Source organism: Brevibacillus sp. FW301-21C12A (genome assembly GCF_058788915.1).
In genome coordinates this window covers 103,691-119,261 of the sequence record NZ_JBYTBG010000002.1, presented here as the reverse complement: position 1 = coordinate 119,261, position 15,571 = coordinate 103,691, and the positions used below count along the sequence as shown (strand labels likewise).

Sequence of the window (15,571 nt, the reverse complement as noted above, 5' to 3'; positions counted from 1 at the left end):
CCTCTGACGGGGCTTTTCCTGTGCTGTTCTTTGTCCGCCGAAAAACTTACGAGGACAGCGTCAAGTTTTCATAAATGACAGACAGGCCCATTCCCCCTGCCATGCAAAGCGTCACCATGCCGTACTTGACGCGGCTGCGCACCATTTCGTTCATCAGGCTGACGGTCAGCTTCGCGCCGGTGGCACCGACCGGGTGGCCGAGCGCGATCGCGCCGCCGTTGACATTCACCTTGGCCGGGTCCAGCTCCAGCCCTTTCATCACCGCCAACGTTTGCGCGGCAAACGCCTCGTTCAGCTCGATCAGCCCGATGTCGTCCAGCGTCAGCCCTGCTTTTTGCAGCGCTTTTTGGGTGGCCGGCACAGGCCCGATCCCCATCACGCCCGGCTCGACTCCCGCGCTGGCAAACGCCTTGATTTTGACCAGCGGCATAAGCCCCGCTTCCTCCGCTTTTTCGCGAGACATCATCAACACTGCGGCTGCGCCGTCATTCATCGGACACGCATTGCCTGCCGTGATCGTTCCGTCTTTTTGGAACACGCTTTTCAGCTTCGCCAAGTCTTCGAGGCTAATTTCGTGGCGGACCGACTCGTCCTGATCGAACACCCGCACTCCTTTGCGCTCATGGATGGCAATCGGCACGATCTCGCTGGCAAACTTGCCTGCGGCTATGGCAGTCGCCGCCTTTTTGTGGCTGTCGTAGGCGAAGCGGTCCTGTTCCTCGCGGGAAATGCCGTACTGCTGCGCAAGCCGTTCAGCCGTGTTGCCCATGTGCTCGCCTTCCAAGGAACAGATCAAGCCGTCAGACAAAAGCGCATCTTCCATCGTCAAGTTGCCGAACTTGCTGCCCCAGCGGTTTTTCACCAAATACGGCACGTTGCTCATGCTCTCCACGCCACCCGCAACCACCACGTCCTCTTGCCCGGCCATGATCGCCAAAGCGCCGCTGCCAATCGCTTTCAAGCCCGAGCCGCACGCCTTGATGATGATGTGCCCGTACACATGGCGGGGAAATCCGGCCAACTGCGAGCTGATGCGCGCCGCGTTCAGCCCGCCTCCGTGCACGTAGCCGTTGCCGAAAATCACTTCGTTCACTTCCTGCTTGGGAAAAGCCGCCTTTTCCATCAGCCCTTCCAGCACTTGCCGTCCCAGCTCCGTTGCCGGGACGTCGCGCAAGCTTTTGCCGAATGCGCCGACCGCGCTGCGCACGCCGGCGACAATGACTACCTCTCTCATCGTTACGCTCCCTTTCGTTTTGCCCTCGTTACAAGACCCGGTTCAAAAATTCGCGCGTCCGCTCTTCCTGCGGATTGTTGAACATGTCTGCCGGGCGGGCCATCTCCACGATCTTGCCCTGGTTCATGAACGCGACCCAGTCCGCCACTTCTTTGGCGAAGCCCATTTCATGCGTCACAATAATCATCGTCATCCCGTCCTGGGCGAGCTGCTTCATCGTCTCCAGCACTTCGCCGACCAGCTCCGGGTCGAGCGCGGAGGTCGGTTCGTCGAACAGCATGATCTCCGGCTTCATCGCCAGCGAACGGGCGATCGCTACCCGCTGTTTTTGTCCGCCTGACAGCGAGGATGGATAGACGTTTGCTTTTTCGGACAAGCCTACCTTCTGCAACAGTTGCAGCGCTTCCTGCCTCGTTTGCTCCTTGTCCGCCCTTTTCGCGATCAGCGGCGCTTCCATGATGTTTTCCAAAACCGTTTTGTGCGGGAACAGATTAAAGTGCTGGAACACCATGCCGACCTTTTGCCGCACCTTCGTCAAGTCGTCCTTTTTCGGATCGATGCTCTTGCCTTCGATGAAAATCTCGCCGCCGTCCTTGATCTCCAAAAAATTGATGCAGCGAATCAGCGTGCTTTTTCCCGAGCCGCTCGCCCCGATCAGCACGACGACTTCGCCCTTTTTCACCTGTAGCGTCACGTCTCTCAGCACCTCCACGGCGCCGAAGCTTTTTTTCAAATTTTGCACGCGGATCATGACTTGCTTGTCTTCCATCGTTCTCCCTCCCCTCTTCTATACGTCACCTTTGGCCAACCGCTTTTCCATCACATGGACGATATACGTAAAGATCATGACAATCACCAAATAGTACAGGGCCACGATCAAAAAGTACGTCATCTCATCAAAGGTTTCCGCAGACAGGCGGCGCGCCAGCGAGAACAGCTCATCCATCGCGATGAAAGCAGCCAGCGACGACTCCTTCAGCGACAAAATAAACTGGTTGCCGAGCGGCGGAATGGAGCGCTTCATCGCCTGCGGCAAAATGATCCGGCGCATCGTCTGGCCGGTAGACATCCCGAGCGACAAGCCTGCCTCCATCTGTCCCTTGTCGATCGACTGGATGGACCCGCGGAAAATTTCCGCGATGTACGCCCCGCTGTGGATCGCCAAGGCTAAAGCCGCTGACCAAAATTGACCGAGATCAATCACCTTGTAAAAACCGAAATAGAGGACAAAAATTTGCACGATCAAAGGCGTTCCGCGAATGACCATAATATAGACGTTGGCAACAATTTGCCCGAGCTTGAACTTGGAGACTTTCAACAGGGCGACGAACAGCCCGATGATCGACCCTGCGATGACGGAAGCGATCGTCAGCTCAAACGTCAAGAGCAGCGGCTTCCAAAAAAACGGCAATGTGCGGAAAAACTCTTCTGTCAAATGGGCAATACTGGGCACTCGATGCCACCCCTCGCTGATAAAATGTCCCTGTCACCCGCCGCTTTCCTTGCGCGGATGACAGGCGGCCTTACACAAACGTCAACCTTATTCGTTCTTGCTGATGTCGCGATTGAAGTACTTTTCGCTCAGCTTCAGATACGTGCCGTCTTCGTGCATTTGCTTCAGCACCTCGTTGATTTTGTTCAACAGCTCGCTATTGCCTTTGCGCACGGCGATTCCGTGTTGAACCTCAGACAACGGCGCGCCGCTTTTCTTGATTTTCAAGCCTTGGGCAATCGCGATCTCGCCGACCACACTGTCCGTAATGACCACGTCATGCTTGCCTTGCTCCAGCGCGCGCAGGGCCGTGACGTCGCTGTCGTACGTCTTGATGTTGTCGGTGTACTCCCGCGCCATTTTTTCATGCGTAGTGCCCAAGGCGACTGCGACTTCCTTGCCCTTCAGCTCTTCCAGTGTGGAAGTCGTGCCGTCGGGACGAGTGAACAGTTGGCCGCCGGACAAGTAGTACGGATCGGCGAAATCAATTTGCTGCTTGCGCTCTTCCGTAATCGCGTGACTGGCAATCGCCGCATCGTAGCGCCCTTCCTTGACCCCCGCGATAATCCCGGAAAACGGCGAGGTGACGGGCTTTGGCTGCAAATTCAGCCGTTTGGCGATCTCGTTGCCGATTTCGATGTCAAACCCGGTAAGCTGCCCATCCTTGAAATAGCTGAACGGCTGGTACTCGCCGGAAGCGGCAAAGACGAACACGCCTGGCTCCTTCGTCATCGCGGACGCATTTCCGCTGGCTGCGCCTGCCTGTCCCCCGCCATCGTTCGTCGAAGCCCCCTGGCTACATCCTGCTACGAGAAGCGACAGCGAGAACAATACGCCTGCAACGGCTTTGAGTGATTTTTTCATGTTGGTAAGCCCCCTTATCTTTGTGCAGAAAAATTTTTCATTACTCCACCATTTGCAAATGTTCTGAAATCAACAACGGCGCTCCGGTATGGTAAATGACATCCTGCAAGGAGTACGGATACATGACCTCTGTCAGCATCAGCCCCTGCGGCGTGACCTCGATAACCGCCCGCTCTGTGACGATCAGGTCGACACAGCGCTTCGCGGTCAGTGGAAACGTACACTCCCTGCGGATTTTCGGCTCGCCTGTCCGCGTCACATGGCTCATCAGGACGATCACCTTTTTGGCGTAATAGGCCAGCTCGGCTCCACCGCCGATGCCGTGAACGCGCGAGCCAGGGACGATCCAGTTCGCCAAATCTCCCCTGCGATTGACCTGCAAGGCCCCGATAAAAGCGACATCGAGCTTCTTGCGCCGAATCATGCCGTAGGCAATCGTGCTGTCGAAGTAAGAAGCGCCCGGAACTACGGTAACGGGCGCTCCCCCCGCATTGGAGATATGCTGGTCTTCTTCGCCCTTGATTGGCGTGGGGCCTACCCCGAGAATGCCGTTCACGGAATGAAACATCACGTGCCATTCGTGCGGGATAAAGTCCGCGACCAGCTCCGGTATCCCGATCCCCAGATTGACGGCCATCCCCGGTTCGATTTCCTTGGCGGCGCGCCGCGCGATCATGTTTCGCTGATCCATCGTCAGTCGCATCAGCCGTTCCCCCCGCCGCTGCGATTCACCATGTAATCGACAAAAATGCCGGGTGTCACGATTTTTTCCGGGTCCAGCTCTCCTGCCGGAACGATCTCCTCCACTTCGGCAATGGTGATGTCAGCAGCCATCGCCACCAGCGGATTCAAGTTTCTCGCCGACTTGTCGTAGATGAGATTGCCGTACGTGTCCGCCTGTTTCGCATAGACGATGCCTACATCGGCCGTCAGCGCCGGTTCCATCCAGCACGGCTTCCCCCCAAAAACCACCGCTTCCCCTCCTTCTGTCGCTTCTCCCCACATTTGCGCATCGACAACAATGCCGGGAATGCCTACGCCCCCTGCGCGAATTTTTTCCGCAAAAATTCCTTGGGGACAAAACGTGACCTGGAGCCGTCCGTCCATCATCTGTTGACCAGCTTCCGGATTGGAGCCGATATGCGTCGTCATCAGCTTCCTCACCCGCCCGTGGCTAATCAGCTTGCCGATCCCGACCTGCGGATACCCCGCGTCGATTCCGATCAAGGTCAGGTCGCGCACCCCTTTTTCCAAAATCGTGTCGATCAAAAGAGCCGGGGAGCCGATCGTTCCGAAACCGCCGTACATCAGCCGGACACCGTCTCGTACACATTCCGTCGCTTGTTCGCGCGTCACCAGTTTCGCTAGCATCGCATGCCATTCCTTATCTCTCTTGTTTATTGAGCAAAGTCGCTTACGTCCCCCTAACAGTAGCAAGTCCTGTGCCAACACCCAAAAAGCTGGATGGTAGCGAAAATTGCCGAAACTACGTCTTTTCTGACGAATCGAAGTAGAATCACTTTTGAGTCGAAAGGGAGAGAAACGCACTCTTTTCAGGTGAATCGAAATCGACTCGCGTTTTTTCAAATCCGACTCACTATACAATCGGCAGTCACTTCCTGTACAATCAGGTCAAAAATGAGGGGAGCGTATCAAGCGTGGAAAAAGATGCGGAGATTTTGGCCTTGTCGTCTGTAGATCGGTTCATCGACATATTGAACTCGCTTGCGGACGGCATTTTTATATCGGATGCGCAAGGAACCACACTGTGGCTGAACAAGGCGAGCGAAAACTTGTGCGGCATCCCGAAAGCCGAGCTGATTGGGCAAAACGTGACCGATCTGGAGGAAATGGGCATTTTCAGTCCTTCCGTGACCCGGCTTGTCCTGGAATCGGGCAAGCCGACGACGACCATCCAGCTTGTGAACAGCAAAGGAAAATTTCTCGTGACAGGCCATATTATCCCGGACGAAGACGGAAAGCCGGAGCTGATCGTCGCCCACTCCCGGGACATTACGGAGGCGGCACGGGCCAGTTCGCAGTTGGAGGAAACCGTCGCGCTATTGAAGCGCTACAGCGAGGAACTGCAGCTCATGAAGCGGGAAGCGAACCAAAGCTCGTCGCAGACGCTGATCGGCAACAGCCGCTCGTATTTGGCGCTCATGGAACTGATAAAAAAAGTCGCGCTGGTCGACACGACTGTGCTCATCACGGGCGAAACCGGGGTGGGCAAAAGCCATCTCGCCGAGCAAATCCACCAGCTTAGCGAGCGAAGCGCAGGGCCGTTCGTGCATGTAAACTGTAGCGCCATCCCCGAAACGTTGATCGAATCGGAGCTGTTCGGCTATCACAAAGGGGCGTTTACCGGGGCGAACCACTCGGGGAAAATCGGGCTGGTCAAAATGGCGGACAAAGGGACGCTGTTCCTCGACGAGATCAGCGAGCTGCCCTACCATTTGCAGTCGAAGCTGCTGTTGCTTTTGCAAAACAAGACGTTCATGCCGATCGGCGGCACCAAAACTTACACGGCGGACATCCGCATCATCGCCGCGACCAACACCAACCTGCAGGAGCTGGTGCGCCAAGGGAAGTTCCGGCACGACCTGTACTATCGGCTCAACATTTTGCCGATCAACGTCCCGCCCTTGCGCGAGCGCAAAGACGACATTTTCCCGCTGTTGCACCACAATTTGCAAAAATTCAACGCCAAGCACCACCAAAAACGCCGTTTCACATCTGACGTGCTGGACGTGTTGCACCAGTATGACTGGCCAGGCAATGTGCGGGAGCTGGAAAATTTGGTCGAGCGCATCGTCATCACGTCCAAGTTCGACGAGATTTCCGCCACCGATTTGCCGGAGGAACTGCGCAGCATTCGCGAGCTGGAGGACGGCATCCTCACGCTCGGCTCCCTTTCCTTGACGGAGCGGATGGAAAAAATCGAGGTCGAATTTATCATGCAGGCGCTGCGCATCCACAAAACGACGCGCAAGACCGCGGCGGCGCTCGGCATCACCCAATCGCTTCTGATGCGGCGGATCAAAAAGTACGACATTCAGCTTGAGGACGAGACGGCCGAATGATCTCGGTACTTGCCGCTCCCAGCCTTCGCCTGTTCCTCGTCACGAGCGGCTACATCCTGCGATTTTTTGCGCGAAAAAAAAGGAGCGCTACCACTCGCAGCGCTCCTTTCCCTGTTCTTGTCCGACTATTCCTCGACCTTTTTTGGCGCCTTGCCAAACCAGGTCTTCGCTACCAGCTCGACGACTTGCTTCGGCAGCGATTGCGGCGGCTGCACTTCCTGGCCTGACGCGTCGACGCTGCGATACAGCAGCGCTGTGTCGTCTGCCGGATCTGACTTCGTTTGCAAAGTCCACTCGCCGATTTGCCCGGCGTTGGTCCATTCCTCGATCATGAGCTGGTATTCGCCCGGTGCCAGCTCAATGTAGTCGTCCTCTGTCACATCAATGACAGCGTAGCCGTCGTGCTCGATTTCGGCATCGTATGTATTCCCGTTGGCTGCTTCGTAAAGAGCCAGCTCTTCCGGGTTGTTCAAATTCTCTTTCAGCGTCGCAAAATCGTGAATCGTCACTTTGATCCGTTTTGCCATTGGTACCCCTCCCTCGTTGACAACATCCTCTCACACTGTACCACAATCCGGTCAAGCCTGCCAATTGTTCGCCAGACGCCGGACGTGCCTGATTTCTTCGCGATGCCCCCCGCTTGACCCTCGCGCTGTCTCCAATACAATCGGCAAGCCTTGAAGCTGCGGCGTGCGCAACAGCTCGGCAAAAGCATTGTCCCCGATCATCCCTTGTCCGATGCGCGCATGCCGATCCCGAAACGAGCCGCTCGGGTAAACCGAATCGTTCAAATGCACGGCGGACAAATACGGCAAATAGTCCAGTTCTTCCATACGCTGTATGACCGCGCCCCAATTTTTCCCGTCCCACAGCCCGCTGGCAAACGCGTGGCACGTATCGAAGCAAAACCCGACCTTCTGCGGCTCGGCAAGCAGTTGCCGCACCTGTGCCAGCTCCTCCAGCGTCGTGCCCATCCGGTTGCCCTGTCCGGCGTTGTTTTCGATCAGCAGCTTGGCCTGTCCGGCCCAGCCGTCCACGATTCGATTCGTCAGCAAAATCATCCGCTTGTAGCCGGCAAGCACGTCCGTCCCTTTGTACTGCCCGAAGTGGACAACTACGCCAAGCGCTCCGCACGCCTCGGCAATCTCCAGATCGTTGCGCACCGATTGCACCGTCACCAGAGCCAGCTCGTCGTCTTCCACGCACAAGTTGACCGGATAAGCCGTATGGGCAATCGACGCCAAGCCGTGTTCCTCGCAAAAAGCGCGGCAAGCTGCCGCATCGGCCGGATCAAACTGCTTGACCCCCAGGCTGCGCGGGTTTTTCGGGAAAAACTGATAAGAGGCGGCTCCTTCCCGCAGAGCGGTTCGCGCCGCCTCTGCATAGCCGTGGCGGATGCTGATGTGACACCCGATTTTCATGCGTTCCTCGCCCCCTCACTCGCTTTCCCCATTTTTCCCCTGGCCGTCCATTCTCAATCGCCTTGCGGGAAAGCACTTGCGCTTCTTTCTCCCATCCGGTAGACCGAAATTAAACCGAACGTTCAGTCTATAAAAAGGAGCCTTGCCTTTCATGTCCAAACGTCGCCTTGATGGGGAGAAAACCAAACAACATATCGTCGAGAAAGCAACCGAGCTGTTTTCCCAAAAGGGCTACTTCGCCACATCGATCGAAGACATCTGCCAAGCGACCGGAGCGAGCAAAGGGAGCCTTTACTACCATTTCAAAAACAAGGAGCAGCTTTTTTTGCACCTGCTGGAAAAGCAGTATAACGAGTGGACAGAGCTGTGGAAGGAAAAAGAGAAGCAGTACGCCACTTCGGTGGAAAAGCTGTACGCCTTGGCCGCTTTTCTGCTCGAAGACTTTTTGTCCCACCCGTTGAAACGAGCCGGAGAAGAGTTTTCCGGCAGCCAGCTCGCCGATCCGCTCATTATGGACCAGGTGCTTGCGATGCTCAGCTCCTCCTACACGCTGTACACGTCGATTTTTCAGGAAGGAATGGCGCGCGGAGAATTTGCCGAGGCCGATCCGGAAGAGCTGGCGATGATCCTCGAAGGGTTTGTCAACGGCCTTATCAATGTCGGCTTCAAAATGGAGGAGGAGCGCCTTCATGCCTTGATGAAGCGGGGGATTGATGTTTTGCTGCATGGTATTGTCGCCAGGTAGCTTTTTTTTCGAAAGTTTCTAGACCGAACGTTCGGTTTAATTAATCGCAGGAGTGTGCAAAATGAAGCCACTAATGGGGAAATCGCGTCTTTCTCACCGTCTTTGTCTCCGATACGCTGGAAAACGTCGGGATTTGGATACGCAACATGGCTTTGCTTTATTACGTGATGGAGACTAGCGGAAACAATCCGGTTGCCGTCTTCGCTCTCTCCATCGTCGTCGAGGCGCTCTCTGTCTGGCTGATCGTCACCGCTGCCATGCGTTTTTCACCGGAGTGGGGCTTGCTTTTCTGGAAATTGTGATCGGAATGCGGATGATTACGCTTGTCGAAGAAGCGTACGTCGGCCGGGTAAACGGGACGATTGCGCCGCTGCTCGTCGGGCTGATGATGCTCGGTTCGTTTGTGGCCGGGCCGCTGATGCAGTTGACCGCGCTGATTTATGTCTTCGTCATCGCAGGCGCGGTCGTGCTCGTTGCCGCCTGGGGAAGCTCCCGCATCAACTGGGCGTCCGGCGCTGAGCGTGCCCTGGAGCATTAGAAAACTTGGCTGCGCCAAGCCATTGGCACAGCCTTCGTTGCACTTTCCGCTGGATAAATTCTTATCCAACCTTATCTGCACAAAAAAGCTGCCCGGAGTCCGGACAGCTTGCCTGTTCACGAATGAGCCTATGATTTGACGATCAACAGCGGCGTTTTGGTGCGATGAATCGTTTTGAAGGTCACGCTGCCGAGCAGAGTGCCCGCGATGCCGCCAAGCCCGTGGTGACCGAGCACGATCAGACCTGCTTGCTCCTCTTCGGCGGTCTGGCGAATCACTGTCGCCGGATCGCCAATCACTACCTTGCTCTCGTAAGGAATTTGCGCCGCTTCCAGCACTTCTTCGCAAGTGCGCACGGTTTCTTTTCCCCAGTTTTCCAGCGTCGCTGTGTCTTCCCAGCCTACGCCGTACACTCCGGCATAAGCGACAGGAGGCGTCACGACACTGAGTAGCAGGTAGGAAACGCCCGGAATGTCCTGGCTCAAGGCAATCGCTTTTTGCGCTGCGTTTTTCGCCTGCTCCGAGCCGTCGACGGCGATCAGCACTTTTTGCCAAGGGAAGCGGCTGGCATCGGTCTCCTCGGAAATGAGGAAGACAGGAAGCTGGGCGTCGTGAATCGTCGGGTAGCTGACGCTTTGCAGCAGGAATCCGGTGATCCGGCCGTATCCGTGCGTCCCCATGACGATTGCGGCGTACTCGCCTTTTGTCGCGTGCTTGGCGATCACTTCATGCGGCTCGCCGAACTCGATTTCCAATTCGTAAGTGACTCCTGCCTCTTCGACAATCGTGAGGAACTTTTTCAAGTCTTCTCTCGCTTCATCCAATTGGAAATCTTCCACGCTTTTTTGCCCGAGCTTGCGGACGACGTTGCGCGATGGAAACGGAGGGATGGCATGAAGCAGAGTCAGTTCATGCTTATCTTTGGCGTACGCAAGAGCAAAGCGAACCGCCTGAATAGACTGTGCAGAGAAATCTACTGGTACTAGAATACGGGACATAAGGACACGTCCTTTCCTCTTTCATCGTCGCAAAAAGTCGATTTTTGAGACTTTTTGCCTGTTTTCATTGTAGACTGACACCCTCATTATGTATGTAGGGGAATTCCCTGATCTTGGCATCGAAAAAACCCTTAGGTCTAGTTTCTCTCTCTATTCTAGTACTCCTGTAATAAAAATGGTGGGCTCTGCGCCGAGATCAATATCGCAGATCTCGTGATCTTCTGCCATCCGCCGATTCGCCTGCTGCTCCCGCCTGATGACCCGCACGACCGGACGGGCTGGCAGGCCGCGGTTTTGGTCGATCACGACGCCGACTTCGCCTGTGCTCAGCTTGAGCGACGTGCCGATCGGGTACAGCGCGATCGAGCGCAGGAAGTGGATGACCATTTTGTGGTCGAAGCGCTTTTCCGCAAGGCCCATGATTCGCTCGCACGCCTCGTAGGGAGGCAGCGTCTCCTCTTCCTCGGAAAGCGGCGAGATCAGATTGTCGTAGTAGTTGCAGATCGCGACGATTTTGGCGAACTCGTGAATCTCGTCGCCGCTTAGTCCGCGGGGGACTCCGGTTCCGTCGACCCATTCATGGTGCTGGAGCGGCACGTGCGCAGACACGATGCTCATCTCGTGTTTTTTTCGCAATATTTCAAACCCTATCCAGGTATGATGATTGGTCCTGCTGTTTTTCTTGTAGGCTGGCGCTTCCTTGTCCACCGACAGCTTGCCGATGTCATGCAAAAGCGCGCCGATTGCCAGCTCTTTCAGTTGCGTGGTGTTGTAGCCAAGCCCGACGCCCATCACGGTCGCCATCATGCAGACGTTGAGCGAATGGATGTACAGGGCGTTGTCCTTGGTGCGAATTTCCCCGAGATTTAACAGCACCTTGCGATTGCGCAGCGTCTCTTCGACAATGTTGCCGACAGACTTTTGAATGCCGCGCACGTCGAACTCCTTGCCGGACTGGACACACGAAATCGCGCCTGACAGATTGCGAATGGCATCTTTTCGCGTCGTCTCTGTGACTACCTCCTGTTCCTTCACCTCGTCGAAAAAAGGGTCCTTGATACTGAGCATCGTCACCCCAAAGCGCCGCAGCTTGTTTATCATTCCGACGGTCAGTTGCACACCCGTCTGCAACAGCGTCAAGCCCTCGCTCGTATAAATGCTGCGAGCCAGCACATCCCCAGGCTCAACTTGATCTACGCTCACATATTTCATGGGGTCAATCCTCCTGATTCCTTCTCCCCTGATGCTTTTTCCCTATCTTAGCATTGGAAAAACATGTTTCGCAGATGTTTTTATGAACAATCCGGCAAAAAAGGACCTTTGCAGCAAAAAAGCACCGGATGATCCGGTGCTTTTCGCACAAAAGACGGCGCTGTTTCTTTTGGCCTTACAGTCGCGCTTTTTCTCTGCGGCTGGCCATCGCCTCCAGGAACACGTCGACGACGGTCGGGTCAAACTGGCTGCCTTTTCCGTCCAGCAACTGGTCGACAGCCTTCCCGTAGTCCAAAACAGGGCGGTAAAGCCGCGCTGACGTCATCGCGTTGAAAGCCTCGGCGACAGAGACAATTTTTGCGCCCAGCGGAATCTCGGCAGCGAAAAGGCCGTGCGGATAGCCTTTGCCATCCAGCCGTTCGCGATGGTACAGCACCGTCTTGGCAATTCCTCGCTGTTGCAAGGGAGCAATCCGTTTTACAATCGCGTAGCCGATCTCTGGATGCTTTTTCATGATAGCCAATTCTTCCGGTGTGAGCGACCCGTTTTTCCTCAGGATCGAATCCGGTGTGCCAATGATCCTGATGTCGTGCAGCAAGGCGCCGATATACACATTGGCACATTCTTCCTCGTCGAGCTGAAGTTGGTTGGCGATTACCCAGGCGTAAAAGCCAACGTTGACCGAATGCTGATACGTATAAGGATCACGGGCGTTCACGCATGAAACGAGCGAGTGGATCGTTTCGACCATGTGATTCGTAGCCGCACGGTTACTATGCAGCATCGTCGTTAACAGTTTTTGCAATGGTGCCTCCCCGGCCATGTCATCCCGCTCTTTTCTCTCAAGCGAAATTTACGAAATGTAGCGCCGCAACGTTTTCGTCATTCTCGGAGCAGCAGAGCAAAGACAAGCTCTCCTTGCTGCACACCCTTCCCGCCAGGGGGAATCTTAATCAAGCAGTCGGAATCTTTAATCGACACGGTTACGCTTGACTGGTCCATTCCGACAGGCTTTACGAACAGTTTGCCATCTTGCACATACGATTTTCCGCGGACATAGCGCGGATACGCATTGACCTTGGCAAACGCCTCTCCTAAAAAAGCCGTGCATTCCGGTCTGTATTTGTTTTTGCGCCCTTGCATCCCCAAAATCGCCGGGCGGACGAACAGCTCGAAGCCGACAAAGCACGCCCCCGGATTGCCTGACAGGGCAAATAAAAAGGCGTCTTTCCACACCCCTGCCGTCGTCGGGCTTCCGGGCCGCATCGCTACTTTGTTGAACAGCAGCTCCCCTTCCCAGTTTTGGAAAAGATCGACGAGAATATCGTAGTCGCCTACCGATACGCCGCCTGATGTGATGACAAAATCCGCGGTGGAAAACGCATCGAGAATAACCGCTTGCGCTTTGTCCGCTTCATCCGGGACCGCGTTCATCAACAGCGGAATGCCCCCCGCTTCCCGAACGAGCGCTGCCAGCATGTAAGAGTTGCTGTTTCGGATTTTCCCCTGGCACAGTGGCGCGTCCACAGGCAGCAGTTCGGAGCCTGTGGCGAATATCGCGACGGTCGGGCGCTTATATACGTTGACACGAGAAAAGCCGAATGTAGCCAGCAGCGCCGTCTCGCCAGCGCGAATTTCGCTTCCTTTTTGCAGGACGCATTCGCCTTTGGCGAGTTCGTGGCCGATCGGAGTCAGATTTTTGCCGGGCGGCATCTCTTTTTTGATGGACACGAACGTTTTGCCCTGCTTCTCCACGTTGTCGGTCATTTCCAGCATGATAACCGCGTCTGCCTGTTCCGGCACCATCGCTCCGGTCATGATCCGCGTAGCCGTATTAGGCGATACGGCTTTAGTCGGAACTAAGCCGCACGGAACATGCTCGATCACTTCCAGCAGGACGGGCGATTCCGGTGACGCTCCCTTGGTAGCGCTCGCCATGATCGCAAAGCCATCCATCCCGGAACGGCGGAAATGCGGCATCGGCTCGGGCGCCGTCACCTCCTCTGCCAACGTGCGGCCGCAGGCATCTTCCAGCGAAACCTCCTCCACGCCAAGCTGGCGCAGATGCTGTTCGATTCTGCGCTGCGCTTCCTCCACCTGAACAGTCTGTCGGCGAAAACGATTTGCGTTTTCCATCTCGCTTATCCTCCAATTTGCGACATGCGCCTTGCCGTCGGTACATGAGATTGGCTTTCATCTGCCAAAGCCTTGGCCATTTCGTGATTCATCGGCTTGATGCTCAACGCTTTGAAAAAAAGCTGGCGAATCGCTTCATCGTCTCCGATATGCTTGCGAACGTTAAACTCGTCTGCCCAATACAGACACGGCTTGATGTTGCCATCCGCCGTCAAACGCAGCCGGTTGCACGTTTCGCAAAAATGATCGCTCACCGGGTGAATCAACCCAAAGCTGCCTTTGGCCCCGGCAATCCGAAAGGTCTGGGCGGGACCGTTGCCGCGCACGTCATGGCTTTCCTCTGTTTCCCAACCAAGCTGCTTACATCGCTCCAAGACGGTCGACAGCGGCAAATACGACTGTTTCCAGCGCATGTCGTTGTGGCCGATCGGCATGTACTCGATAAAGCGGACTTGCACGGCGCCGTCCAGCGTCAGCCGCAAAAAATCTTCAATCTCGTCGTCGTTGATTCCCTTCATGAGAACGACATTCAGCTTGATCGGCCGAATCCCGGCTTGTTGACAGGCCGCGATACTGTCCAAAACGCGCTGGACATCGCCGCCGCGGGTGATAAGCGAAAAACGGTCGGCCTTCAATGTATCCAGGCTGATGTTGACGCGCTTCAAGCCCGCTGCTTTTAATTTCGCCGCCTTTTTCGCCAAAAAAATGCCGTTGGTCGTCAAGGCAATGTCTTCGATTCCCGGTGTTTCCGCTATCGCTGCGACCAGTTCTTCAATGCCTTTGCGGACGAGCGGCTCCCCGCCCGTCAGCCTTACTTTTTTCACGCCCATTTCGGCCAACACTCTGACAACCTCGGTAATCTCGTAAATAGACAAAATGTTTTCGTCCGGCTCAAATTCCATCCCATCCGCTGGCATACAGTACACACAGCGCAAATTGCACCGATCGGTTACGGAAAGGCGCAAATAGTCGTGAACGCGGCCAAACGAGTCCACTAATTCACTTGGAATCACTGGACGTCCCCCCTTCGGCCTGTTCGATTCGCTCAGGCCAGGTGTACACGTTGAACGACTGGTTGCGAATAAAGCCAACGGTAGTAATGCCAAGCTCCTGCGCCAGCCGCAGGGCCAGCTCGGTCGGCGCCGATTTGGACAACACGATGCTGCATCCGATCTTGGCTACTTTCAACAGTACTTCTGACGAAATCCGGCCGCTGAACACCATGATTTTGTCTTCTACCGGCACGGAATGCATCAGGCAATGCCCGTACAGTTTGTCGAGGGCATTGTGCCTGCCGATGTCCATTCGGGAGACGACGATCCCGTTTGCATCGCACAGGGCAGCATTGTGAACGCCGCCCGTGTCCTGAAAAAGCTTTGCTGACTGCTGCATCGCCTGCATGAAGCGAAAGCAATCCGCGCTTGAGATCGTCACGCCTGTCGTTTCCAACTTTTTCACCGTGCGCGCGTCGTTGTAAAAGTAAAAGCTTTGGCGGCTTTTCCCGCAGCACGAAGTGACGTACCGTTTCGAGTGGAACATCTGGTTGTACCTGTTCACTTTTTCGGCGCGGACGTAGGCGTACCCAGTGGTTTCGTCCACAAACAGGTCAGTCACATCCGTGTATGCCTGAATTACCCCTTCAGACGCCAAAAAGCCAATGACAAGCTCTTCGATGTATTCCGGGCTGCACACTAACGTCGCAAACTCTTCCTCGTTCAACATGATCGTAATCGGCGACTCTGTGACGATGGAATCTTCTACTTCCTCCAAAGCGCCATTTTCATAGTGCAGGACAGGAGACAAAATAGACACGGGCTGAATCACGATTGTTTCCCACCTTTCCTTTGC

18 protein-coding genes are annotated in these 15,571 nt (G+C 55.4%); 4 read left to right on the top strand and 14 right to left on the bottom strand.

The window, feature by feature from the left end:
- Positions 1 to 46 precede the first annotated feature (46 nt).
- From AC3WQH_RS02155 to AC3WQH_RS02130, 6 genes are all read right to left on the bottom strand, one after another.
- A complete protein-coding gene (locus tag AC3WQH_RS02155; protein WP_007785148.1) occupies positions 47 to 1,234 on the bottom strand; it encodes a thiolase family protein in 1,188 nt (395 codons plus the stop codon).
- Between the two features lie 28 nt (positions 1,235 to 1,262).
- Positions 1,263 to 2,003: an amino acid ABC transporter ATP-binding protein gene (locus AC3WQH_RS02150; protein WP_122952644.1), complete on the bottom strand. Its 741-nt coding sequence runs from the start codon at positions 2,001 to 2,003 to the stop codon at positions 1,263 to 1,265.
- An 18-nt stretch (positions 2,004 to 2,021) separates the two neighbouring features.
- The gene (locus tag AC3WQH_RS02145; protein ID WP_025848420.1) at positions 2,022 to 2,687 is read right to left on the bottom strand and encodes an amino acid ABC transporter permease; all 666 of its coding nucleotides are present in this window, start codon (positions 2,685 to 2,687) and stop codon (positions 2,022 to 2,024) included.
- An 87-nt stretch (positions 2,688 to 2,774) separates the two neighbouring features.
- Entirely contained in the window at positions 2,775 to 3,590 is an 816-nt protein-coding gene (locus tag AC3WQH_RS02140) for a transporter substrate-binding domain-containing protein (RefSeq protein ID WP_007785143.1), read from the bottom strand.
- Between the two features lie 40 nt (positions 3,591 to 3,630).
- Positions 3,631 to 4,293 carry a 3-oxoacid CoA-transferase subunit B gene (locus AC3WQH_RS02135; protein ID WP_007785141.1) on the bottom strand — a complete coding sequence of 221 codons (663 nt, stop codon included), beginning with the start codon at positions 4,291 to 4,293 and terminating at the stop codon, positions 3,631 to 3,633.
- Entirely contained in the window at positions 4,293 to 4,961 is a 669-nt protein-coding gene (locus tag AC3WQH_RS02130) for a CoA transferase subunit A (RefSeq protein WP_005832850.1), read from the bottom strand. Before AC3WQH_RS02130 ends, AC3WQH_RS02135 begins: the two co-directional genes overlap by 1 nt.
- 287 nt (positions 4,962 to 5,248) lie before the next feature.
- Here AC3WQH_RS02130 and AC3WQH_RS02125 point away from each other — a divergent pair, with 287 nt between their 5' ends.
- Positions 5,249 to 6,673, top strand: a complete 1,425-nt coding sequence (locus AC3WQH_RS02125; RefSeq protein WP_026557029.1) for a sigma-54 interaction domain-containing protein — start codon at positions 5,249 to 5,251, stop codon at positions 6,671 to 6,673.
- 125 nt (positions 6,674 to 6,798) lie between these two features.
- Here the strand turns inward: AC3WQH_RS02125 and AC3WQH_RS02120 are convergent, their stop codons facing one another.
- Positions 6,799 to 7,200 carry a hypothetical protein gene (locus AC3WQH_RS02120; protein ID WP_005832854.1) on the bottom strand — a complete coding sequence of 134 codons (402 nt, stop codon included), beginning with the start codon at positions 7,198 to 7,200 and terminating at the stop codon, positions 6,799 to 6,801.
- A gap of 51 nt (positions 7,201 to 7,251) precedes the next feature.
- Complete coding sequence (locus AC3WQH_RS02115) at positions 7,252 to 8,094, bottom strand: deoxyribonuclease IV (protein ID WP_005832855.1); 843 nt, start codon at positions 8,092 to 8,094, stop codon at positions 7,252 to 7,254.
- 151 nt (positions 8,095 to 8,245) lie between these two features.
- On the opposite strand from AC3WQH_RS02115, the gene AC3WQH_RS02110 reads away from it, so the two are divergent.
- The 3 genes from AC3WQH_RS02110 to AC3WQH_RS02100 all read left to right on the top strand — a co-directional run bounded on the left by AC3WQH_RS02110 (position 8,246) and on the right by AC3WQH_RS02100 (position 9,377).
- Positions 8,246 to 8,839, top strand: coding sequence for a TetR/AcrR family transcriptional regulator (locus AC3WQH_RS02110; protein ID WP_122952645.1), 594 nt, complete (start codon positions 8,246 to 8,248; stop codon positions 8,837 to 8,839).
- Positions 8,840 to 8,985: 146 nt separating this feature from the next.
- Entirely contained in the window at positions 8,986 to 9,141 is a 156-nt protein-coding gene (locus AC3WQH_RS02105) for a hypothetical protein (protein ID WP_238500504.1), read from the top strand.
- Positions 9,142 to 9,146: 5 nt separating this feature from the next.
- Positions 9,147 to 9,377: a hypothetical protein gene (locus tag AC3WQH_RS02100; RefSeq protein ID WP_005832859.1), complete on the top strand. Its 231-nt coding sequence runs from the start codon at positions 9,147 to 9,149 to the stop codon at positions 9,375 to 9,377.
- Positions 9,378 to 9,505: 128 nt separating this feature from the next.
- Here the strand turns inward: AC3WQH_RS02100 and AC3WQH_RS02095 are convergent, their stop codons facing one another.
- From AC3WQH_RS02095 to fdhD, 6 genes are all read right to left on the bottom strand, one after another.
- Complete coding sequence (locus AC3WQH_RS02095) at positions 9,506 to 10,375, bottom strand: universal stress protein (RefSeq protein WP_005832862.1); 870 nt, start codon at positions 10,373 to 10,375, stop codon at positions 9,506 to 9,508.
- A gap of 150 nt (positions 10,376 to 10,525) precedes the next feature.
- Positions 10,526 to 11,587 (bottom strand): HD-GYP domain-containing protein, encoded by a 1,062-nt coding sequence (locus AC3WQH_RS02090; protein ID WP_007785125.1) that lies wholly within the window; start codon positions 11,585 to 11,587, stop codon positions 10,526 to 10,528.
- Between the two features lie 175 nt (positions 11,588 to 11,762).
- Entirely contained in the window at positions 11,763 to 12,392 is a 630-nt protein-coding gene (locus AC3WQH_RS02085; RefSeq protein WP_242507369.1) for an HD-GYP domain-containing protein, read from the bottom strand.
- A 77-nt stretch (positions 12,393 to 12,469) separates the two neighbouring features.
- Complete coding sequence (locus AC3WQH_RS02080) at positions 12,470 to 13,723, bottom strand: molybdopterin molybdotransferase MoeA (protein WP_026557027.1); 1,254 nt, start codon at positions 13,721 to 13,723, stop codon at positions 12,470 to 12,472.
- Between the two features lie 5 nt (positions 13,724 to 13,728).
- Entirely contained in the window at positions 13,729 to 14,736 is a 1,008-nt protein-coding gene (gene moaA, locus AC3WQH_RS02075; protein ID WP_492331885.1) for a GTP 3',8-cyclase MoaA, read from the bottom strand.
- The gene (gene fdhD, locus AC3WQH_RS02070; protein ID WP_025848403.1) at positions 14,723 to 15,544 is read right to left on the bottom strand and encodes a formate dehydrogenase accessory sulfurtransferase FdhD; all 822 of its coding nucleotides are present in this window, start codon (positions 15,542 to 15,544) and stop codon (positions 14,723 to 14,725) included. Before fdhD ends, moaA begins: the two co-directional genes overlap by 14 nt.
- Between the last annotated feature and the right edge of the window lie 27 nt (positions 15,545 to 15,571).